The organism is Xanthomonas sp. GPE 39, from assembly GCF_000963005.1.
Taxonomy (GTDB): domain Bacteria; phylum Pseudomonadota; class Gammaproteobacteria; order Xanthomonadales; family Xanthomonadaceae; genus Xanthomonas_A.
On the sequence record NZ_JZHZ01000007.1, the window covers coordinates 1,230,633 to 1,251,788 of the forward strand.

22 protein-coding genes and 1 pseudogene are annotated in these 21,156 nt (G+C 62.1%); 11 read left to right on the forward strand and 12 right to left on the reverse strand.

The window, feature by feature from the left end; all coding sequences use genetic code 11:
• The first annotated feature begins 258 nt into the window (after positions 1-258).
• A complete protein-coding gene (locus XALGPE39_RS05135; RefSeq protein WP_045727257.1) occupies positions 259-870 on the forward strand; it encodes a superoxide dismutase in 612 nt (203 codons plus the stop codon).
• 160 nt (positions 871-1,030) lie between these two features.
• Here XALGPE39_RS05135 and XALGPE39_RS05140 read toward each other — a convergent pair whose 3' ends face one another.
• The 3 genes and pseudogenes from XALGPE39_RS05140 to XALGPE39_RS16395 form a co-directional block, all read right to left on the reverse strand.
• Positions 1,031-1,903, reverse strand: a complete 873-nt coding sequence (locus tag XALGPE39_RS05140; RefSeq protein WP_045727258.1) for an endonuclease/exonuclease/phosphatase family protein — start codon at positions 1,901-1,903, stop codon at positions 1,031-1,033.
• Between the two features lie 131 nt (positions 1,904-2,034).
• Positions 2,035-4,203, reverse strand: coding sequence for a glycoside hydrolase family 3 C-terminal domain-containing protein (locus XALGPE39_RS05145; RefSeq protein WP_045728983.1), 2,169 nt, complete (start codon positions 4,201-4,203; stop codon positions 2,035-2,037).
• 189 nt (positions 4,204-4,392) lie between these two features.
• Positions 4,393-5,010, reverse strand: a pseudogene (locus XALGPE39_RS16395) (endonuclease/exonuclease/phosphatase family protein); the annotation flags it as partial.
• A gap of 435 nt (positions 5,011-5,445) precedes the next feature.
• Between XALGPE39_RS16395 and XALGPE39_RS15940 the strand changes: the two are divergent.
• Positions 5,446-5,604 (forward strand): hypothetical protein, encoded by a 159-nt coding sequence (locus XALGPE39_RS15940; RefSeq protein WP_161795323.1) that lies wholly within the window; start codon positions 5,446-5,448, stop codon positions 5,602-5,604.
• A gap of 8 nt (positions 5,605-5,612) precedes the next feature.
• A complete protein-coding gene (locus XALGPE39_RS05150; RefSeq protein WP_045727259.1) occupies positions 5,613-6,248 on the forward strand; it encodes a rhomboid family intramembrane serine protease in 636 nt (211 codons plus the stop codon).
• A gap of 112 nt (positions 6,249-6,360) precedes the next feature.
• On the opposite strand, the gene XALGPE39_RS05155 is transcribed toward XALGPE39_RS05150, so the two are convergent.
• Positions 6,361-6,561 carry a hypothetical protein gene (locus XALGPE39_RS05155; protein ID WP_045727260.1) on the reverse strand — a complete coding sequence of 67 codons (201 nt, stop codon included), beginning with the start codon at positions 6,559-6,561 and terminating at the stop codon, positions 6,361-6,363.
• Between the two features lie 189 nt (positions 6,562-6,750).
• Here XALGPE39_RS05155 and XALGPE39_RS05160 point away from each other — a divergent pair, with 189 nt between their 5' ends.
• From XALGPE39_RS05160 to XALGPE39_RS05180, 5 genes are all read left to right on the forward strand, one after another.
• The gene (locus XALGPE39_RS05160) at positions 6,751-7,026 is read left to right on the forward strand and encodes a GNAT family N-acetyltransferase (RefSeq protein WP_045727261.1); all 276 of its coding nucleotides are present in this window, start codon (positions 6,751-6,753) and stop codon (positions 7,024-7,026) included.
• A gap of 206 nt (positions 7,027-7,232) precedes the next feature.
• Positions 7,233-7,961, forward strand: coding sequence for a DUF3298 and DUF4163 domain-containing protein (locus tag XALGPE39_RS05165; protein WP_235429751.1), 729 nt, complete (start codon positions 7,233-7,235; stop codon positions 7,959-7,961).
• Between the two features lie 186 nt (positions 7,962-8,147).
• Positions 8,148-8,654: a MarR family transcriptional regulator gene (locus XALGPE39_RS05170; RefSeq protein ID WP_045727262.1), complete on the forward strand. Its 507-nt coding sequence runs from the start codon at positions 8,148-8,150 to the stop codon at positions 8,652-8,654.
• Positions 8,655-9,049: 395 nt separating this feature from the next.
• Positions 9,050-9,643, forward strand: a complete 594-nt coding sequence (locus XALGPE39_RS05175) for a hypothetical protein (RefSeq protein ID WP_045727263.1) — start codon at positions 9,050-9,052, stop codon at positions 9,641-9,643.
• 240 nt (positions 9,644-9,883) lie between these two features.
• Positions 9,884-10,375, forward strand: a complete 492-nt coding sequence (locus XALGPE39_RS05180) for a glutathione peroxidase (RefSeq protein WP_045727264.1) — start codon at positions 9,884-9,886, stop codon at positions 10,373-10,375.
• 58 nt (positions 10,376-10,433) lie between these two features.
• Here XALGPE39_RS05180 and XALGPE39_RS05185 read toward each other — a convergent pair whose 3' ends face one another.
• The 3 genes from XALGPE39_RS05185 to XALGPE39_RS05195 form a co-directional block, all read right to left on the reverse strand.
• Entirely contained in the window at positions 10,434-11,213 is a 780-nt protein-coding gene (locus tag XALGPE39_RS05185; RefSeq protein WP_045727265.1) for a ferredoxin--NADP reductase, read from the reverse strand.
• Between the two features lie 112 nt (positions 11,214-11,325).
• The gene (locus XALGPE39_RS16190; RefSeq protein WP_235429752.1) at positions 11,326-11,760 is read right to left on the reverse strand and encodes a hypothetical protein; all 435 of its coding nucleotides are present in this window, start codon (positions 11,758-11,760) and stop codon (positions 11,326-11,328) included.
• Positions 11,757-13,640, reverse strand: a complete 1,884-nt coding sequence (locus XALGPE39_RS05195) for an ABC transporter ATP-binding protein (protein ID WP_045727267.1) — start codon at positions 13,638-13,640, stop codon at positions 11,757-11,759. The genes XALGPE39_RS16190 and XALGPE39_RS05195 overlap by 4 nt, the downstream gene beginning before the upstream one ends.
• 154 nt (positions 13,641-13,794) lie before the next feature.
• Between XALGPE39_RS05195 and XALGPE39_RS05200 the strand changes: the two genes are divergently transcribed.
• Positions 13,795-15,318 (forward strand): fumarate hydratase, encoded by a 1,524-nt coding sequence (locus XALGPE39_RS05200; protein WP_045727268.1) that lies wholly within the window; start codon positions 13,795-13,797, stop codon positions 15,316-15,318.
• 39 nt (positions 15,319-15,357) lie between these two features.
• On the opposite strand, the gene XALGPE39_RS05205 is transcribed toward XALGPE39_RS05200, so the two are convergent.
• Complete coding sequence (locus XALGPE39_RS05205) at positions 15,358-16,509, reverse strand: phospholipase A (protein WP_045727269.1); 1,152 nt, start codon at positions 16,507-16,509, stop codon at positions 15,358-15,360.
• A gap of 133 nt (positions 16,510-16,642) precedes the next feature.
• Positions 16,643-17,128: a DUF456 domain-containing protein gene (locus tag XALGPE39_RS05210; RefSeq protein ID WP_045727270.1), complete on the reverse strand. Its 486-nt coding sequence runs from the start codon at positions 17,126-17,128 to the stop codon at positions 16,643-16,645.
• Positions 17,129-17,365: 237 nt separating this feature from the next.
• Between XALGPE39_RS05210 and XALGPE39_RS05215 the strand changes: the two genes are divergently transcribed.
• Positions 17,366-17,581, forward strand: a complete 216-nt coding sequence (locus tag XALGPE39_RS05215) for a cold-shock protein (RefSeq protein WP_045727271.1) — start codon at positions 17,366-17,368, stop codon at positions 17,579-17,581.
• Between the two features lie 87 nt (positions 17,582-17,668).
• Here the strand turns inward: XALGPE39_RS05215 and XALGPE39_RS05220 are convergent, their stop codons facing one another.
• Both XALGPE39_RS05220 and XALGPE39_RS05225 read right to left on the reverse strand, forming a co-directional pair.
• Positions 17,669-18,136 (reverse strand): glycine zipper 2TM domain-containing protein, encoded by a 468-nt coding sequence (locus tag XALGPE39_RS05220; RefSeq protein WP_045727272.1) that lies wholly within the window; start codon positions 18,134-18,136, stop codon positions 17,669-17,671.
• Between the two features lie 133 nt (positions 18,137-18,269).
• A complete protein-coding gene (locus tag XALGPE39_RS05225) occupies positions 18,270-18,698 on the reverse strand; it encodes a cytochrome c (RefSeq protein ID WP_045728985.1) in 429 nt (142 codons plus the stop codon).
• 100 nt (positions 18,699-18,798) lie between these two features.
• Between XALGPE39_RS05225 and XALGPE39_RS05230 the strand changes: the two genes are divergently transcribed.
• Positions 18,799-19,656: a tRNA threonylcarbamoyladenosine dehydratase gene (locus XALGPE39_RS05230; RefSeq protein ID WP_045727273.1), complete on the forward strand. Its 858-nt coding sequence runs from the start codon at positions 18,799-18,801 to the stop codon at positions 19,654-19,656.
• On the opposite strand, the gene XALGPE39_RS05235 is transcribed toward XALGPE39_RS05230, so the two are convergent.
• A complete protein-coding gene (locus XALGPE39_RS05235; RefSeq protein ID WP_235429753.1) occupies positions 19,622-20,986 on the reverse strand; it encodes an EAL domain-containing protein in 1,365 nt (454 codons plus the stop codon). The genes XALGPE39_RS05230 and XALGPE39_RS05235 overlap by 35 nt on opposite strands.
• Positions 20,987-21,156 lie beyond the last annotated feature (170 nt).

A 21,156-nucleotide genomic window follows, 5' to 3' on the forward strand; every position in this document is an offset into this window, starting at 1 on the left:
TTCACGTTGGTGAGGACGCGACCAAGACCAACGCCGCAAGCCAGCAAACAACCGAGCAGGTTGCGATCCACATGCCCGAGGCGTCAGTGGCTGGGGCATGGTGGCCGTCGCGGCGCACGGCAGACGAACCGGCAGCATGGCGCGTCGTCGGCACGAAAGGGTGTTGCTCTCCTCGCAGTCTTGGTAAGGTCGTCAGCTGTCCTTACCATTGTTCACGCAACGCTTGTCTTTTCGACAGCGAACGTCCAGGAGAACCGCATGGCCTATACCCTTCCCAAGCTGCCCTACGCCTACGACGCGCTGGAGCCGCATATCGATGCGCAGACGATGGAGATCCATCACTCAAAGCATCACAACACCTACATCGTCAATGGCAACGCCGCGTTGGAGGGTACCGAGTACGCCGACCTTCCGGTGGAGGTGCTGCTGTCCAAGTTCAAATCGTTACCGGAGAATCTGCAGGGGCCGGTGCGCAACAATTGTGGCGGTCATGCCAATCACTCGCTGTTCTGGACGGTGATGGCGCCTAATGCGGGCGGTACCCCGATCGGCGACGTCGCCAAGGCCATCGAGCGTGAGCTTGGCGGCTTCGAGAAGTTCAAAGAAGCCTTCATCAAGGCGGCGCTGACCCGTTTCGCCAGCGGTTGGGCTTGGCTGAGCGTCACCCCGAGCAAGACGCTGGTGGTCGAGAGCACCGCCAACCAGGACAGCCCACTGTTCGAAGGCAATACGCCGATCCTGGGGCTGGACGTGTGGGAACACGCGTATTACCTGAATTACCAGAATCGTCGTGCGGACTACATCGGCGCGTTCTTCAATGTCATCGACTGGAAAGAAGTGGAACGTCGTTACCACGCCGCAATCGGCTGATCGCGCACTATCAGCCCTAAGCGAAGAGCGAAGAGCGAAGAGCGAGGCCGGGTTTTCCCGGCCTTTCTTTTTTAGGGGATCTACTGCTGCTGCCCGGGCCAGGCAGGGCAGGCACGGGCGGCGCGATTGGCATTCACGGCAGTTACGGCAGTTACGGCAGTTACGGCAGTGATTGCATCGACTCTGGCATCTGATCCAGTGGTTGCAGTGCTATCAGCAGGCCGCCAGGAGCGGTCCCGTGCGCGATAGCGGGCTGACCCGCAAACAGGCGTGCGCTGCGTAATGGCAGGAAATGGCCGCGTTCGAAGAACACATGGTCGGCCACCGCCGCACTGCCGAGCACGCGCGGTGACAGGCTGTTGCGCGGGACCGCATCGCGAGCGCACGTGGCGCCATCGTCGAAGCGGGTGGCCAGTGGCGTCAGTTCCGGTGCGTGCGCGGTGGCAAAGAACCCGCCGGCGAGCAACGAGGGAATGCCCTCGGCGGTCGCTTGGATCCAAGCCATCAGGTCGTCTACCTGTTCGCGGCGATTGGCGCTGCCGTTGCGCGTGGCATGCAAACGGGTGAAATACAGGTTCACCGCTTGTCCATGCAGTTTCACCCGCACCAGTCCCGCCACGCTGTAGTCCTCGGATGGATACAGTAAGGTCTGTGCTTCTTCCAAGACCGGCAGGCGGGTCAGGAGTGCATTGCCGCGACGCTGCGGCCTGCTTGGCGGGTCGGGGCTGATGAAGTGGCAGTGGTAGCCCAGTCGTGCCGCCAGCCACTGTGCCTGGTTCGGCATATCGGGGGTTTGCAGCACTTCCTGCAAGGCGATGGCATCGGGATGCAGGCGCTGTAGCGCTTCGACGAGGCGCTCGCCGTGGGCAGGCCAAGCGCCGCGTTCCTGTGCAAGGTTGAGCGTGACAATTGTGAGTGCGGACCCCGCTGCGCCAGGCATCGCAGGTGCCGCCGATGGGAGCGCCCGCGCATGCATCGCCACGGCCAGTAGCAGCCAGCCGGCGCGATGCCATGGAGAAACAAGTCTGCTCATTGGCTCCATGTTAGGACGCCTGTCTTCAGCGTTGCGTGTAGGGCGCCAGACGATGGCCGCGTCTAGCGACGCGAGCCGCACGCCATCATCGTGCCCGCCCTTGACACAGGCTGCCGGAATTTTCGCGTCTGTCAGGGGGACAGTCCTCTTTCTTGCAACCGCAGTGGCGCGCTGGCCTCGGCCTGTGTCGCCGAACGTCCAAGCATCAATTCGTAAGTGCCGGCGGCGATGTGCCAGTGGCGTTTCGCCGGGTCGTAGTCGGCCAGGGTCTTGGGCTCGGCGACGATGCTGATGCGACGGCTTTCGCCTGGTTTGAGCATGACCTTTTCCCAGCCGATCAGGCGAATCGGCGTAGAGTGCCCTGGCGGCAGGCGTAGATACAGTTGGGCGACATCGGCGCCTTCGCGCGTGCCGGTATTGCGCACCTCGACGCTGGCGACGACATTGGCCCCGTCCATCCGCACGCTGAAGCCGGTATAGGCGAATTGCGTGTAAGACAGGCCGTAGCCAAACGGATACAGCGGTTCCAGGCCGCGCGCGGCGAACCAGCGATAGCCGACGTTGGCGCCTTCGATGCTGTAGTCGACGTTGCTGCCGGCCGGTTGCGCCGGCGTGAGGCCCAGCCCGGGAATCGAGGGGCGTGGCAGTTGCGCCACGTCGCGTAGCCAGGTGACCGGCAGGCGGCCGGACGGATTGACCTCGCCCAGTAGCAGGCGCGCCAGTCCTTCGCCGCCGCGGATGCCGGGGTACCAGGCTTCCAGTACCGCCGGTACCTGGCCTAGCCACGGCATTGCCACTGGGCCGTTGGTCTCCAGGACCACGATTGTGCGCGGATTGGCCTTGGCCATCGCGGCGATCAGCGCATCCTGTTGGCCGGGTAGGTGGATGTCGGGCAGGTCTACCGATTCCGCCGCCCACTGCGTGGCGAATACGATCACCGCTTGGGCACTGTGCGCGAGCTTGGCCGCAGCGGCCAGATCATCGCCGCTGGCGTAGTCGATCTGCGCCTCTGGTAGTGCCTTGCGCAGCGCCTGCAGCGGCGAGGAGGGGTGGAACATCACCGGGCCGGGCCATGTGGTTGGGGCGATACCCGGTACCGCATTGCCGCCGTTGACGGTGAAGCCGACCATCGATGAACCGCCACCGCCGATCACACCCTTGTCGGCATGTCCGCCGATCACCGCGATGCGGCGCAGGGTACGTGGTAGCGGCAGCGTCTGCTGCTCGTTGCGCAGCAGCACGGTGCCTTCCTCGATCACACGTTGCGCGGCCAGTCCGCCAGCGGCATCGTCGATTGGTTGGTGTTGCGGCGGGTGGTCGTAGCTGCCGGTGGCGATGAAAGCACGCAGGATCCGCCGCACCATGTCGTCCAGGCGTGTCTGCGGCACGCTGCCGGCGGTCACGGCCATGCGCAGCGGTTGGTCGAAGAACACTTGTTTATCGAACGCTTCGCCAGCCGACTCTTGATCCAGGCCGGCCAGCGCCGCCTTGGCACCGCTATGCACAGCGCCCCAATCGGACATCACGTAGCCGGGAAATTTCCATTCCTGTTTCAGTACATTGTTGAGCAGATGGTCGTGCTCGCAGGCGTACACGCCGTTGATACGGTTGTACGCACACATCACCGCCTGTGGCGCGCCGATCTTCAGCGCCAGCTCGAAGGCCAGTAGGTCCGATTCGCGCATGGCCTGTTCGCCGATATCGGCGCTGTGGCTATCGCGCCCGGTTTCCAGGTCGTTGAGCGCGAAATGCTTCATGGTCGAGACCACATGCTGGCTTTGCACGCCGCGGATCAATTCGCCGACCATGACGCCGGCCAATAACGGATCTTCGCCGGCGTACTCGAAGTTGCGACCGTTGCGTGGATCGCGCTGCAGGTTGACGCTGCCGGCCAGCAGCACGTTGAAGCCTTGCTGCCAGGCTTCGCGTCCCATGGTGACGCCGCCGGCGTGGGCCAGTTCGCGATTCCAGGTGGAGGTCGTGGCGAGCGTGGAGGGCAATGCCGTGGCATGGTCGCCAGGGCGGATGTTGCCCGGGTTGGTCACGCCGACGCCGGCATCGGCCAGTTGCTGCGCATGGATGCCCAGACGCTCAATCGCCGGTACGTAGCCGGCCGAGCCGATCGCGCCAGCGGGAGGCTTACTGCCGTCCTTGCTCAGGCCGAAGTAGCTGCGCACCATCTGGAATTTTTCGTCCTGGGTCATGGCCTGCACCAGCAGCGTGGCGCGACGGTCTGGTGCCAGGCTGCGGTCGGCCCACGGGCGCTGTGTATCGACGTTGCTGTTCGGCAGCAGGCGCAATGTGTTGAGCTGGGCGAGGTCGTCCGAAGTCCAGGCGCCATGATGGTCGGCGGTCTGCAGCAAACTGCGGCTGGCGACCGGGGCAAAGCGCTCGCGCTGGAACAATAGCCTGGAGACGGACTTGGACCGTGAGAGTTTTGAAGTCAGCGCGTTGTCGGGACGGCGATTGCCGCGCCCGTCCAGGCCGGCGTCGTTGTCGTCGAAATCGCGGCGGAGCGTGGCTAGTTCCGCTGCGTCGGCGTTGGTCTTGAAATCACCGGCCAGCAGTGATGGTGCGCCGTCGGCGCTGCGCGCGATCCAGGCCAGCACATCGTGTAACTGGTGTTGGGCATGGGGGCCGTCAGCGTGGTTTGAGTGCAGTTGCGTGGCGTAGAGATTCACTACGCGAGTGCCCACTTCCAGACGTAGGCGCGTGGCGTTGCTGTCGTCATCGCGTGGGTTCAGGCGAATCTGTTCGCGCGATAGGACTGGGTGTCGGGTCAGTAGCGCATTACCGTGGCGCTGGCTTGCACTGGGCGAATCGACGCTGGCGACATCCCACGGCTCGCCGAGTTGCGCGGCGAGCCACTGTGCTTGATTCGATAGGGCCTCGTCCTGTGGCTGCTCTTCCAAAACGATGGCGTCCGGCCGCAGCGTGCGCAGCGTATCGGCGATTTGGTCGCGGTGCTGCAGCCAATCTTGTTGATGCTCAGACAGGTTCAGCGTGACCACGCGCAGCGTCGGGGTATCCGTGGCTGCGGTTGGCATTTGTGCTGCAAGGACCGGCCAGGCGAGTGCGAGGCAAAGCAATGCGACGGATGCTTTCATAGCGGGTCTGCAGCCTTTCTCTGGTAGGTTGAGGAATGTAGCATTAGTGTCATCTCACGGTCGTGGGAATGGAGTCGGTGTTGCTCGGGCGGCGCATCCTCGCCAATCATGATCGGAGATAGCCGAAAACGCTTGTACGGGGAACTGTGGCAACGATAGAAAATTGCAGCCGAGCCTGAGCCTGCCTGGCGAAGCTGGCGTCGTCGGCGCGGAATGTCTCTGCGGGCGATGTCGTCCAATGCGCAGGCGACGCAAGCCGATGCCGTGTTGGCGCAGTTTGGTTTCGACCAGGGTCGCTTGCGATCTCGCCGGCCTGATTGTGTTGCATGACCGCATCGCCGGTGGTGATGCTGTCAGCCAGTGGCGGATGATCTTGGCGCCTTGTCGACATTGGCCCCATCATGCGTGTCTCTAATTCCGGGACGGGTGGTGCTGATGCTGCTGTTCAATGCGTGGGTCATCGCGCATATCGGCCGCTGCGGGCTTGGCGAGACTGCCTTCCTGATGTTATTGGTCGTCACGTTCGCTGCCGCCTGCCTGTTCGGGCTATCCCTGCGCTACGAGCGCATGGTTGATTATTACTTCCCCATCTGAGATTTCGCATGTCCTCCATTCCCCCCATCAATCTGATTCTCATCGTCCTCACCGTGCTGGTGTCATGGGGGGCGTTCAACAATCGCAGGCTGCTCGATAGGCTGATCCTGTGGCCGCCAGCGATCGACCGTCACAAGCAATACGATCGATTGGTCACCTATGGCTTCATCCACGCCGATTTCCCGCACTTGCTGTTCAACATGGTCACGCTGTATTTCTTCGGCGGTCCGGTTGAAGTGCTGATGGAACGTCTGACCGGCAACACGCTGGTGTACCCGCTGTTTTACCTTGGAGCGCTGCTGGTCTCGATTCTGCCGAGTTACCTAAAGAATCGGAAAAATCCGAACTTCATGAGCCTGGGAGCTTCCGGCGCGGTGTCTGCCGTGCTGTTCGCTTTCATCCTGATAGCGCCGTGGACAGGGATCTTCTTTTTCTTCATCCCGATCCCGATCCCGGCGATCATCTACGCGGTGTTCTACGTCGCCTATAGCATCTGGATGGATCGCCGCGGCGGCGATAATGTCAATCACAGCGCGCACCTGGCCGGCGCGGGGTTCGGTGTGATGTTTTTGGTGATTATGCAGCCAGCGGTGCTGCAGCATTTTCTACGTGAGTTGGCAAGCCCGCGCTTTGGTCCGGGCTGAGTTGCACAAGCCGCAGCGCGTGCTGCGGCTGCTCAGGGCAAAGTGGGGTTGTTTCGTTGTGCCCGCGACGAGGCAAGATTGGCTGACCACGCACGCTGGGCGTGCGTGAAGTTCAAGCGATTTGCTGGCCGCGTAGCTGCGCCTTGGCGCTACCGACGGAAGCATGTTCGTAGGTGCAGCGCAGGCGCTCGTAGATCTCGTCGCTGAGTTGCTTGAACCTTCCGCCTTGCGTGTCGCTATTGAGTGCGAGTTGGAACATCTCTTCTAACATGGCGGCATCTGGGTCGCCGTGCTGGTATCTGTTCTCGCTCATGACGCCTTGCCTCTGTTGGATCGTATCGTGATGGGACAAGCAACTCCCATGCCAGGACTTTGCCTTTCCTGAAGATAGCGGCGAGCGATGGCGCGACTTGAGTCCGTTTTAGCGCACGATTTGCTTCACATCACACTGGCGAGTGGATGTGGACACTGTGCTCCCACAGCACTTCCCCCTTCGATCTTCATGGCTGCTTCCATCGCGCACGAGCCGCAACAGCGCCGCTTCATCCTGCAACTCGACGGTCACAATGCCGAACTCGACTACGTGTTGGAGAGTGGGCGCATGGTGATCGTCCACACCGGCGTGCCGAATGCGATCGGTGGCCGTGGCCTCGGCGCACAGTTGGTGGCGGCGGCGTTGGAATATGCAAAGTCGCAAGGAATGAAGGTCGTGCCGTCTTGTTCCTATGCTGCGGTTTTCATTCAACGCCACCCGCAATATGCCGTGCTGCTCAGCTGAGCGCGCAAGGCGCTGCAATCGCACGATATGCGTCATCGCACAGACACACAGCAGAACACCGGAAGGTCGACGTGAGACAGGGCATGCAAATCAGACGTAACCGGCAAGTGGCATGTGCAATGCTCGCACTGGCAGCGACATTGTCAGCGCCCGGGTGTAAGCGTGAGCAGACGACTGTCGTGCCCAGCGTGACGCCAACGCTCTCAGTGAGCCAGGCCGATGTGCCGGCTGTACCAACCCAGGCCGCACCATTGGAGTTGAAGGACATCGTCGAGCACAACCCAAACTATGTGATTGGGATGACTTTTCCTGCGGCAATCAACCACTATCCGGGTCTGGCCGAGGCGGCCAATCGCTATGCGCAGCGTGCACGCGGCGAGTTGATGCAGGCGGTCGAAGGCATCGGTCACGACCGTGCGCGGACACCTTACGAATTATCCCTGCAGTTCGATGTGCTACTGGAACGGCCTGATCTGGTCGCGTTGGCGGCCGATGGTAGTCGCTATACCGGTGGCCCGCATGGCGAGCCACTGCTTGCGCGGTTTGTATGGTTGCCGCAGCAGCAGCGCATGCTGACCGCCGAGGAATTGATCCCAGATGCCGATCATTGGAAGGCTGTAGCGACTTACGTTGCCGCGCAACTGCGCCATGCGATGCGCGCACGCGGCCATGCCGCGCAGTTGCCGCCAGACGATCACGACCAGCAGGTGCTCAATGTCGACAAGATGATCGCCGAGGGCACCACGCCGCAGGCCCGCAATTTCAGTCAGTTCCAGCCGTTGGTCGATGCGAGCGGAAAAATCACCGCAGTGCGCTTTGTGTTTCCTTCGTACCAGGTGGGGGCGTATTCCGATGGCACGCAAATAGTCGACGTGCCGGCCAGTGTGTTACGCGCTCTGGTTGCGCCCGAATATGCGGGCTTGTTTGTTGCTTAGCCTGCTTTGCAAGGCGAATCGGCAGCCTGTGGCGGGTTCCTGTTTGCGCCGCCTTGCCTTGTGGCAGCAGGGCGTAACGTTCAACCGCGCATGCCGACGTTTTCACTTTACTCTGCATCAGTCACACTGAGCAGCATTGTTGTCTTCGCCCCCCCCCCCATTACTTCACCTGCGATCCCCCTCCCTATGAGCAGTTTCGAGCAGACCGAGCGATGTGTGGTCTACACATGTGAGCGCTACCATGGATTTCCACGCTCTCCGGCGGTGCTGATCCGGTTGGTCAAGCATCTGTACAAGCGCGTCCACACCAACGCATCCGTGGCGCTTAAGGATTACGGCATCAGTCCGCCGGAGTACGAGATCCTGATGATGCTGTACGGTACCCCCGGGCACTGCATGACTCCCACCGAGGTCGCCGAGGCCGCCAGTGAAAAACCGGCCAACATCACCCGCCTGACCGATAGCCTGTGTAGCAAGGGTTTGCTGTTGCGCATGGCCAGTCATGAAGACCGCCGCAAGGTTGCAATGACCATGCAGCCAGCCGGTATTGCCTTGATCGAAAGGTTGTTGCCGGATGTATGCGAGTTTCTATATGCCGAAACCGCAGGGTTGAATGTCGACGAACAGCAGCAACTGGAGCATTTGCTGAAAAAGATGTTGAGCGGTGTCGACTCTCACGCTCAGGTCATCTAGCGGCAGCCGCGCGTGCGGTTTGCACTCAACGGCTAGCCAAATTTTCCGCATTTGCAGCAGGGCCTTGTGCTCTGTCGTCAAACGTTGGTATCGACCAGTGCTGGCGTTGCCGTGTTGCATCGCGGTGCCGCTGCGCGTCTGATCGGCCTCAGCTGCTGATGCTGTTTGGCGTGCGTTTTCATTCGTCAAGATGCGTGTTGGCATGCCTGCATCGAGCAGTGCGGCGAGGCATGCCTGTAGTTGCAAGCTCTGGCGTGTGCTGAGGCGGTGTGGCGCGTGCCGGGCGGGTGAATACGGCCTGTCTGCATCTGTATTGCTGTTGATGTGGCGTTGCTTTTGATTCGTATATAAGGGACCACGCCACTGATCCCCTGTGGCGGAACGAGGAGAACACAATGAACAGCAAGACCAAGACTCTGATGGCGAGCGCGGTGCTGGTGGCGATGGTGGCGTTGGCGCCGACTGCTGGTGCGCAGGCACTGGGTGGCGCCGGCGGCTTGGGCGGTGCGGTGAACGGCGCGCTGGGCGGTCAGGCAGCGGGGAATCTGGGCGCTAACGCGACAGGTGCAGGCCGACTGGATGCGGGTGCTCCGCTGGAGCATGCCCGTGACGGCATCGAACAAACCTCGCGGCATGTACGGTCGGGCGCGGCGCACGGTGCGGCGGCGGCACGCAAGACGACGAGCGGTGCGATGAACGAGGCCGAGGGCGCGCTTGATACTGCTGCCGGCGCAGCCAAGTCTGGTGCGGCCAAGTCCGGTGCGGCGCTGTCTGCCGCAGGCGACGCTGCTGGAGGTGTAGAGGGCGCAGCGGCCGCGAGCGGTAACACACACGGTCACGCTAAGGGGAGTGCGTCGCATCGCGGGACCATGGGCGCTGCAGCCGGTGGTGCCGTGTCGGCTTCGGGTCAGGCGGGCGCGGAGGGCGGGCAGGCGAGTGGCTCGGCTTCACTCGGCGCTGATGCCGGTGCCTCGGCCGATGGCAAGTAAGCTGATCGGTGCGTCTTGGCATCGCCCTTTGTGGCGTGCCTGAGGTAAATCGGTTGGTCACGACGCCCGGCTGGTCCGGGCGTCGTGCTGTCCGTGCGAGCGCTTTGCTTGTCCCGATCCTGTTGCAGTGAGTTTGCCCAGTGCAAGTGAATATGCCGCTCGCTGGTCTGCGCGTGGCCGGGCACGGCGGCGGCGCGATGTACAGGCTTGGTCTCGCGCCATTCCCGAGAAGCGAGGTTCATGGAAATGCAGACCAATGCTTATGCCTTCACTGCGACGACCCTGGACGGCCGTGTGCAGTCGCTGGTCGATTACGCAGGCAAGGTGCTGCTGATCGTCAATGTCGCATCCAAATGCGGCTTCACTCCGCAATATGCCGGTTTGCAGGCGCTGTGGGAGCGATATCGTGAGCGTGGCCTGGTGGTGCTCGGTTTTCCGTGCGACCAGTTTGGTCATCAAGAGCCTGGTGACGCCGAGCAGATTGGGCAATTCTGTTCGCTGAATTATGGCGTGGATTTCCCGATGTTCGCCAAGGTGCAGGTCAATGGCGAGAACGCGCATCCGTTATGGTGCTGGCTCAAGCAGCAACAGCCGGGGGCGTTCGGGATCGCGGCGATCAAATGGAATTTCAGCAAGTTTCTGCTTGATCGCAACGGTCAGGTGCTGGCGCGCTATGCGCCCACCACCAAGCCCGAAGCGCTGGCCGTACAGATCGAGCGCGCGTTGGGTTGAGCGCGGCGATGCCTGCTTTGGTCGTGCATCCTGACGACGGATAAAGCTCTCGACCGTACTATTTTTCGACGAAGGCGCGCTCGAACACGTAATGGCCCAGTGCGCCGATGCGCGGGGAAGCAACGAAGCCGCGCGCATCCAGGCTTTGGCGTAGATCCGCCAGCATTTGTGGGCTGCCGCAAATCATCGCGCGGTCATGCTCCGGATCCAGCGGTGGCAGACCCAGCGTGCGCTGCATCGCGCCGTTGACGATCAACTCGGTCAGGCGGCCATGATTGCAGAACGCCTCGCGGGTCACCGCCGGGTAGTACAGCAGTTTCTCGCGGATGGTTTCGCCGAGGAATTCGTGCTGCGGCAGTTCCTTCTCGACATAGTCGCGATAAGCCAGATCCTTCTCCAAGCGCACGCCGTGAGCGAGGATCACTTTGTCGAAGCGCTCGTAGGTTTCCGGATCCTTGATCACCGACAGCCATGGCGCCAAGCCGGTCCCGGTGCCCAGTAGGTACAGATGCCGGCCTGGGTGCAGGTCGCTGATCAGCAGCGTGCCGGTGGGTTTCTTGCCGACCAGCACCGAATCGCCGGGCTTGATGTGTTGCAGGCGCGAGGTCAGTGGGCCGTTTGGCACCTTGATGCTGAAGAACTCCAGCTGCTCCTCCCAGTTGGCGCTGGCGATGGAGTAGGCGCGTAGCAGCGGCCGTGTCTCCGTCTCCAGTCCGATCATCACGAACTGGCCGTTTTCGAAACGAAAGCCGTCGTTGCGGGTGGTGGTGAAGCTGAAGTAGTCGTCGGTCCAGTGACGGACATCGAGCACCGTTTCGGGGCCAAAAGCGGAGGACATGCCGTTGATCGTAATGGGGAAGGAGCGGAGATTATTCTATCCCATGGTTGTTCAACTGATATCCGATCTCATTTGTGGGCGTCCGGGTACCTTGTTCCTGCGTCGGCTCGCTTCACTTCTCGAACGAAACTTCATACGACAGGTACAGCGGTGCCCGCGGCGGCGCCAGCAGCGGGCGTTGGCGCAGAAAGCGCTCCAGGCACTGTGCCAGTGGCGTGGTGCCATTGCGCCAGCTCGCCCCGACACTGCCGTCGGCCTGCAACTGGACCACGATGACGAACGCGGAGGTGTCCGGGCGCGGCGTGGCGCAATTGGTCACGCCTTCCTCCAGCGCGGCACGTTGCAGCGTGTGCAAACGTTCGCTTAGCGACGTCGGCAGCATCGCCTCGTCGTGGTCGGCGAGGGCCTTGGCGGCGCTGTAGTCTTGCGGCGTTGGCGTGGTGGCGGTGGGAGCGGCAGACGCAGACGCGGCAGGCAAGGCGGCAAGCAGGCAGTACAGAAAGCGGCGCATCGTGGCTGGTGTCCGATTGAGCGGGATCAGGCTCAACGATACCCAGCGGCCTGCAGTTCGAACAGTTCCGCGTAGCGTCCGCCTTGTGCCATCAGTTCGTCATGGGTGCCATTGGCTTCGATGCGACCATCGGCCAGTACCAGGATGCGGTCGGCCATGCGCACGCTGGAGAAACGGTGCGAGATCAGCACCGCGGTGCGGTCTGCGGACAGTTCCTTGAAACGCTGGAACACCTCGAATTCGCTGCGTGCGTCCAGCGCTGCGGTCGGTTCGTCGAGGATCATCACCTGCGCCTGGCGCATGTAGGCGCGGGCGATGGCGATCTTCTGCCACTGCCCGCCGGACAGGTCCACGCCAGTCTTGAAGCGGCGTCCGATCACCTGCGCGTACCCTTGTGGCAGGCTCTCGATCAACTCGGCAGCCATCGCGCGTTGCGCTGCGTGGCGGATGCGTTGCGCGTCGTGCAGTGCTGCGATCTGGCCAACGCCGATGTTCTCGCCAGCGCTGAAGTGGTAGCGCACGAAGTCCTGGAAGATCACCCCGAGGTTGCTGCGCAGGTCTTCCAGATCGTAATCACGCAGGTCGCGGCCATCGAGCAGGATGCGGCCTTCGTCGGGGTCGTACAGCCGCGCCAGCAGTTTGACCAGTGTGGTTTTGCCGGTGCCGTTCTCGCCAACCAGCGCCAGCACTTCGCCGGCGCGCAGTTCGAAATTCAGTTCGCGCACCGCCCATCGTTGGGCATCGGGATAGCGGAAGCCGACATTTTCGAACACGATGCCGTGCGCGATCGGACGCGGTATCGGCAAGGCGTCGGGCCGCGAGCGAATTTCCGGCACGATGCGAAAGAACGCGTACAGGTCGTCCAGATACAGCGCTTGCCCGGCCACCTGCGAGAAGCCAATCAGCAAGCCTTCGAACAATTGGCGCAGGCGCAGGAAACTGCCGGCCAGGAAGGTCAGGTCGCCGATGCTGAAATCGCCGCGCACGGTACGCCAGACGATGTAGCCATAGGCGGCGTAGTAGCCCAGCGTGCCCAGGGCGGCCAGCACTGTGCCCCAGAGCATGCGCTTGCGTGCCAGCGTGCGGTTGGCCTGGAAGAAGCGCTCGGCCAGCGTGCGGTAGCGTGTGATCAGAAACGTGTGCAGGTTGAAGATCTTCACTTCTTTTGCGGTCTCGACGCTGGCGCCGAGCTGGCGCAGGTAGTCGAGTTGGCGGCGCTCGGCGGTCCATTGAAAGTTGAGCGCATAACCCAGTGCATTGAAATGCGCTTCGCCGATGAACGCCGGGAGCAGGGCCAGCGCCAGTAGTGCGATCAGCCAGGGGGCATAGACCAACAGACCGATCGCGAAACTGATGACGGTGATCGCATCCTGCACTTGGCCGAACAACTGGCTCATCAGGTTCATTCGGCCCATGGTCTGACGCCGCGCGCGGTCGAGCCGGTCCTGCTGCTCCGGGTTTTCGAAATCCTCCAGGTCCAACTGTGCGGCATGCTCCATCAATTGCACGCTGGAGCTGTTGTTGAACAGTTCCGAGAGCAGCGTGTCGGCATAGCTGATCAATCGCCCGAGCAGGTCCGAGCCGATCGCCAAGGTCAGTTCCAGCGCCAGCAGTTCCAGTAGGCGGTTCAGCCGGCCGCTGCCCAGCGCCTGGCCGAAGGAGACGATGTCTTGGGATTGCCCGACCAGGTGGATGGTCTCGTCGATCAATAATTTGCCGACGTACAGCGCGGCCACAGGCAGCAGTGCGCGGACGATGCGCAGGCCGATGCTGCTGAGGGTTAGCCAGCGGCTGCTCTGCCAGATCTGGCGTAGGAACGGCGGCAGGTTGCGCATTGCCTCGAAGCGTTCGCGCAGGCTGGGGCCGGTGCGTGATGCGGCGCGTGGGGCGCCATGAGACGGGGAGGGAGGGGTCATCGGCGCAGTGTGCCGGCACTGGCGTGGTCGGGGAGTGTGCGGTGCCCAGGCCCGTGCGCAAGCACGCAACAGGGTGTGTCGGTGCAAATGCACGGCGCTCAGGCCACTTTAGCCTAAAATAGTGCTGTTTCCTCCGTCAGCCGCAGAGCCAGCCGTGACCTCGATCAAGCAGGAAGACCTCATCCAGTCCGTCGCCGACGCGCTGCAATACATCAGCTACTACCACCCGGTCGATTACATCAAGAACCTGGCGGCGGCCTACGAGCGCGAGCAGTCGCCGGCGGCCAAAGACGCCATTGCGCAGATTCTGATCAACTCGCGTATGTGCGCCGAGGGCCACCGGCCGATCTGTCAGGACACCGGCATCGTGACCGTGTTCCTCGAGATCGGCATGCAGGTGCGCTGGGACGACGCCACGATGGGCGTGGAGGACATGGTCAACGAAGGTGTGCGGCGGGCCTACAACTATCCAGATAACAAACTGCGCGCCTCGGTGTTGGCCGACCCCGCGGGCAAGCGCCAGAACACCAAGGACAACACCCCTGCGGTCGTCAACGTCAAGGTCGTTCCGGGCGATTGTGTGGACGTGATCGTTGCCGCGAAGGGCGGCGGCTCGGAGGCCAAGAGCAAGTTCGCCATGCTCAACCCTTCCGATTCCATCGTCGATTGGGTACTCAAGACCGTGCCGACGATGGGCGCCGGCTGGTGCCCGCCGGGCATGCTCGGCATCGGCATCGGCGGCACCGCCGAGAAGGCCATGCTGCTGGCCAAGGAGGCGTTGATGGAGCCGATCGACATCGTCGACCTGCAGGCCCGTGGTGCTTCCAACCGTGCCGAGGAGTTGCGCTTGGAGCTCTATGAAAAGGTCAACGCGTTGGGCATCGGCGCGCAGGGCTTGGGCGGCCTGACCACCGTGTTGGATATCAAGGTCAAGGACTACCCGACCCACGCCGCCAACCTGCCGGTGGCGATGATTCCCAATTGCGCGGCGACCCGGCATGCGCACTTCACCCTGGATGGCAGTGGTCCGGTGATGTTGGATCCGCCGTCGTTGGAAGACTGGCCCACGCTGACCTACAACCCGACCAACGCGCGTCGGGTCGATCTGGACACCATCACCCGCGAGGAGGTTGCCAGCTTCAAGCCCGGCGAGGTGATTCTGCTCAACGGCAAATTGCTCACCGGTCGCGATGCCGCGCACAAGCGCATGATCGACATGCTCAACCGTGGCGAAACCTTGCCGGTGGATTTCACCAACCGCTTCATCTACTACGTCGGTCCGGTCGATCCGGTACGCGACGAGGTCGTGGGGCCTGCCGGTCCGACCACCGCCACGCGCATGGATAAATTCACCCGGCAGATGTTGGAACAGACTGGCTTGCTGGGTATGGTCGGCAAGTCCGAGCGCGGCGACGCGGCGATTGCCGCGATCCGCGATAACAAGGCGGTGTATCTGATGGCGGTCGGCGGCTCGGCCTACCTGGTGTCCAAGGCGATCAAGGCCAGCAAGGTGCTGGCCTTCGAGGACTTGGGCATGGAGGCGATCTACGAATTCGAGGTCAAGGACATGCCGGTGACCGTGGCGGTCGATGCCAGTGGCGAGTCGGTGCACAAGACCGGTCCGCGCGAGTGGCAGGCACGTATCGGCAAGATCCCGGTGGTGGTCGAATCTGTTTGAGTCTGTAATGGTCGGCGGCGTCAGCCATGCGGCGCCGCTTTAGAGCCATTCCAGTAGCGAAATGCCCAGGCCGAGGTAAGTGGCGCGATGGTTGTAGTCGATCAGGCTTTCGCCGTAGCCGTCGAATACCTGCACATGGCCGCGTAGCAGGCTGCTGATCGGAAAGCCCCAGTCCAGTTGCACTGCGCCGTGCGAGCGATCGCCGCCGCGCAGCGAATGCCGCCCCATGAGCGCCACTTCCTGGCCGTCATGGCTGTAGATCAAGGTCGCATCACCCCGGCCCATGTAGTTTTCGATGTCGGGGTTGTCGTTCTGCTTGCGGTTTTCCGGGAGGCGGTACCACGGGCGCAGGATCAGCGCCCAGTTGTCGCGGTCCAGGCCGATGTTGAGGATCAACCGGTTCCAACTGCGCGACAACGGATCGCTTTGGCCATTGGACTGGTGGGTCAACTGGAGCGCACTCATCCTGCCCTTCCAGCCGAACAGGCTGTAGTCGTTGCGGAACGCCAGGATCAGTTCCGGCTCGTAGTTGGTTTCGCGGAATGGCCGCGATTGCGCGCCGTTGTAGGACTGCAAGTGCGAGCTCTGGGTGTAAGTCCCCCACAGGTCGCCGTTGTCGCCGAATATGTTCTCCAATATCTTGGTTTTGAAGCTGATCTGGAACTTCAATTCCAAGCTGTCCAACTGCTCCGCTTTGGTCACTGTGTTGAGCGGGTTCGGCGAGAAGGGCAGCGTGTTTTTCTTGCTGGTCCAGAACGCCGGTAGCACATAGACCGGTTTGTAGCCGCGTAGCTGGAAAGTGCCCAGCTTGGAGCCCTGCGCCAGCTCCCAGCGGCTATCCAGCAGCGAACCATCGCCGGTCTTGGCGATGGTGCTGTCGTAACGATCCTGTTTGAACAGTGGATTTTTGTCTGGGCGGGTACGCTCTGCGACGCCGGTACTGTCCGGCAACGTGGCGTTGAGTGGCGGTTTATTGCGCTTGCCCGGGGGGCGAGTGGCCGCGTCGGCTGCTGGCGGGCCGGCAACTTGACGCGACAATGCTTGATCGTAACAAGACAGGCGCGCGGCATCGCTGGAAATGGCGACGCAGGCTTCCGGTGATGCGGGGGTGGGCATGAATTCTTGCGCGTGTGCCACAGGCACGGCTGCGATCGACAGGAACAACAGGTGGTGAGTCTTGTGGTGGCGCATCTTTTTTCTTTCTAGTTGCAGCGGCCAGCGTGGGTGTGTGGTGCGCTGCTGGAGTGAATGATCGGCGAGGAAGATACAGCAAGCCACGACAATCCTGTCATCACCTGCTCAGCGTGCGGCGTCGACATCGCTCTCAGAGCAGCCACGCTGCGATGAATACACCGATCATGCTCAGTGCCAGGGCGAGTTTGGCCGCCATGCCGAGGACGATGCCCATCCACGTCCCCATCCCTACCTTGGCGGCTTGTCGCAACTGGCGGCCGTGCCAATATTCGCCGACCAACGCGCCGACGAAGGGGCCAACGAATAGACCGATTGGCATGCAGAGCAGGCCTGCGATGCTGCCTAGCATGGCGCCCCACATCGCTTTGCGACTGGCACCGACGCGTCTGGCGCCGAACGCGGTGGCGAGCAGGTCGACCAAAAGCGAGGCTGCGGTAAGCAGGGTCAGCACGGCCAGCGTGGACCAACCCACGTGCTCGAAGTGATCGGCCCACGCCGCCAGCAGCATGCCGGCCAATATCAGCGGCGTGCCGGGCAGGGCTGGTAGCACGACGCCGGCCAGTCCGATCATCACCAGCATGCTGGCACATAGGTAGTAAATGAACCCAGGGTTCATGTGGCTTGTTCCGTTGGTGATTTTGGGGTTGACATCGGGTTTTTTTTTGTTGATTGCATTTTCATTTTGACCGGGGTAAGTTGCAGCCGCTGCGCTTGCAAAGGTCACCCTGAATCGTGCCCTGATGCGGTAGATCTACCGATCCGCTACATCGTTGTACCTCGCTTCCTCCTTGCAACCAGCCGCCGCAACCCACGGCGTAACCCCCTGAGACGTGTTCCAAGGAGAGAGTCAATCATGAGTGACAATGTTCGAGAGGAAGGCTTCGTCAAATGGTTCAATGACCCCAAAGGTTTTGGGTTCATCAGCCGCACGAACGGCGAGGATGTGTTCGTGCACTTCCGCGCAATCCAGACCCAGGGCTTTAAGAGCCTCAAGGAAGGTCAGAAGGTGAGTTTCATCGTGGTCCAGGGCCAGAAGGGCCTGCAGGCCGACGCGGTTCAGCCGATCTGAATCCCCGCCGCGGGCGTCCTGGCCCGCAATGCAAAAAGGCCCGCACTGCGGGCCTTTTTGCATTGGAAAGACCTAGTGGGAGCGCGATCAGCGTGGCACGACGCGGCCGTTCACCACACGCACGTAGGTGTTCTCGCCAATGCCGGCCAAGTCACGCTGGTTGACGACGAGTACCCGGCCGTCGTCCATCTGCACGTGGATATCGTATGTGTCGCTTGTCACGTTCTTCTGGATTTGGTTGCCGGCCAGAGCACCGGCGGCCGCGCCAGCCACTGCGGACACGTTTTGGTTGCCCTTGCTGCCGCCAGTGTGATCGGAAATTTCATGGCCGGCGATCGCGCCGACGATACCCCCAAGGATCGCGCCGGTAGCCGACGGCGCGGTGCGCCCGGACGAGACGGTGTCGATGCGGGTCACAATGCCGCAGTCTAAGCAACGCGTTTGGGTGTAGCTGCGCTCTGGCTGGCGGTAGCCGCCGCCGTAGCCGGGTGAGGTAGCGCAGCCTGCCAGAGCCAGGGTGGCTATGGCGCCGGTGACAAGTAGATGGGTCTTCATGCGTACTCTCCTCGACAGGCGGTGATGGGGCGCGGCATGCCGCGTTCCAGTGAATCGTGTCGGCTACAGCGTGAATAAAACACCAATCCCAGTGCTGATGTTCAGCCTGAGCGGCTGCGATGTCAGGCGTAATTCAGCGGAAATCGCGATGGCAGGCGTCGCACCGCCCCTCGATGGCCTGACGCGCTTGCGCGAGCGCGGTGCAGTCGGCTGGCGGTGTTGCAAGCGTTGTCTCTACCTGCGCGCGCAACGCAGCGGCGTGTTCACGGAAACGGCTATCGTCGTTTAGCTCGGGGAAGGCCGTGTCCAGCTCGCCACTGAGCAGGCGCAGCGTGTGCAGCGGCGCCTGCGTGTCTGGAGTGTTGCAGTGATGTAGCGCGCGTGCGCGTTCGAGCAGCCTCAATTGTTTGCTCATGACCTGCATCAGACTGCGCGGAAACGGATCTTGCCGCGCTTGCACCACGCGCAAGCCCACGACTGTGACGGTCAAGCCGATCAGGATGCCGGCGATCAATACCAAGAGATAACGCGAAGCGGCAGTGTGTGGTGGCGACGTCGTCATGGGTCCACGCTTGGGAGCGGTGAACATAGATGGTACGACTTAAGCGTGCAGCGTGGCGGAGGATGCGGGAGCTATAGCATCGATGGCATAAAATGGCCGCATGAACGAACAATTGCATGAGCGCTTTGCCGGCATCGACCGACTGTACGGGCGCGGCACCATCGAACGGCTGGCGTGCTGCCGGGTGGCGGTGGTGGGGATGGGCGGGGTCGGTTCGTGGGTGGTGGAGGCGCTGGCGCGTTCGGCGCTCGGCCATCTGACCTTGATCGATGCCGACGACATTTGCGTCTCCAACACCAACCGGCAATTGCCGGCGCTGGCAGGACAGTACGGGCGCAACAAGGCGGTGGCGATGCGCGAACGTTGCGTGGAGATCAATCCGATGATCGAGGCGGTTGCGGTCGAGGCGTTTCTGACCCCGTCCAACATCGCCGAGTTGCTTGGTGCCGGTTTCGATTTGGTGATCGATGCGTGCGACAGTTTCCGGGTCAAGGTCGAGACGATTGCGTGGTGTCGGCGGCGCAAACTGCCGCTGCTGACCGTGGGTTCGGCCGGCGGACGTACCGATCCGACCCTGGTGCGGGTGCGCGATGTTTCGCGCACCGAGCACGACGCCATGCTGGCGTTGATCCGCAAGAAGCTGCGCAGCGAGTTCCACTTCCCGAAGAATCCGCAACGCTATTTCGGCGTGCCGGCGGTGTATTCGCTGGAGAACGTGCGCTATCCGCAGGCCGATGGCAGCGTCTGCGGTCTGCGGCCTACATTGGGCGCGGATGCGGCCTTGAAACTGGATTGCGGTGCCGGTTTGGGCGCGGCGACGCACATCACTGGCGCGTTTGCGTTTGCCGCTGTCGGCAAGGCGCTGGAGCTGCTGCTGAAGCGTTCTGCCGATCGTGCCGAGGACGGGCGTTCGGCGCGCGTTTCTAGTGCGCCTGCTGCATGTTCGCTTGCGCAGTGACCAACTGTTCCAGATCGTGTGGCGATTGTGGCCGCCCGAACAAGAATCCTTGGAACCGCCGACAGCCCATCGCCGACAACATATCGCACTGTGCGGGCTCTTCGATGCCTTCGGCCAGTGCGACCATGCCCATGACTTCCGAGATCTCGACGATCTTCGCCAGCAATCGGCGTGCAGAGTCCTCACTCATCGCATCGTTGACGAATTGCCGGTCGATTTTGAGTTTGGTGACGGGCAGAGTCCGTAACATCGACAGCGACGAGAAGCCCGTGCCGAAGTCGTCCAGCGCCCAGCCGATGCCGAATGCTTTCAACTCGTGCATCTTTTCGCGGACTGCCTCGATATCCACGCACAAAGCCGATTCGGTCAGTTCCAGTTCCAGCAAGCTGGGGTTTACGCCTGCGGCGACGATCACCTCCAGCACCGATGTCACGAAGGTCTGATCCAGAAGTTGCACCGGGCTGACATTCACCGCCACGACCATATCGCATAGTTCTGGTTCCTGGGACCACTTGCGCAGCGTTGCGCACACCTGGCGTAGTACCTCCATGCCGATATCGCGGATCAAGGCATTTTCTTCGGCCAATGGAATGAATTTGTCCGGAGTCAGCAGCGTTCCGCTGGGATGTTGCCACCGTACCAGTGCCTCTGCTCCCAGTACCTTGCCGGTCTCGCTGACCTGTGGCTGGTAGAGCACCTTGATTTCCTGGTTTCTGACCGCGCGCACCAGTTCGCGTTCAAGTGAAAGACGCGCATCGACATCGCTGCGATAGATGTACAGAATTGCCGCGAGCAGCATGGTGGAGAGCGCGATGCTGGAGGTTGCGCCGAGCATGCGCAATTGCGGCGGTGGCGATGCGAACAATGGGGTGAAATCCAGCGCGCCCACCCCGAATGCGATGAATATCGCCATGCACGTCAGCGGGAAGACATTGGCGCTGTAGCGATGGCGTCGGTCGAACGCGAGTAGCATGCTGGCCGCCAGTGGCAGGAAGAACAGGTGCGTCGATCTTGGAATGTGAGCGATTGGCGTATCGGCGAATGAAATCACCAGTACCACGACGAAGATGCCGTGCGCCACCAGGGACAAGGCGGTGGCGTTGCCACGCCGGAACCCGTGGATCGCCAGCAGGCCGACGGCGGTCAATCCGACGAACGTGACGGCCAGTCCTGGCAGGTTGTACAGCAGGCAGCATGCGGTCCATACCAGGCCCATGATGGTGCAGCAAGCCCCTGCCAGTCCGAGCGTGGTGCGCACCTTGCGATTTCGGTTAGCGTCGCGAAATTTCAGATTGACCCAGCTCTCGCCATGAGAGGATGGTTTTTCCAAGCCAGTGGATCCCTTGATTGCTGGTGTTTGCGTGCCTTCTCCTGTTTGTACGGTGTTGGTGTTGGTGATAGGCACGCGCGCGTCATGTGCTGTGCGACGGCTTTCTGCATGGTGTGCCGTTGAAGAATCATTGCGCTGTGCAACTGGCTGGGTGTCGGCAGCGGCTACGT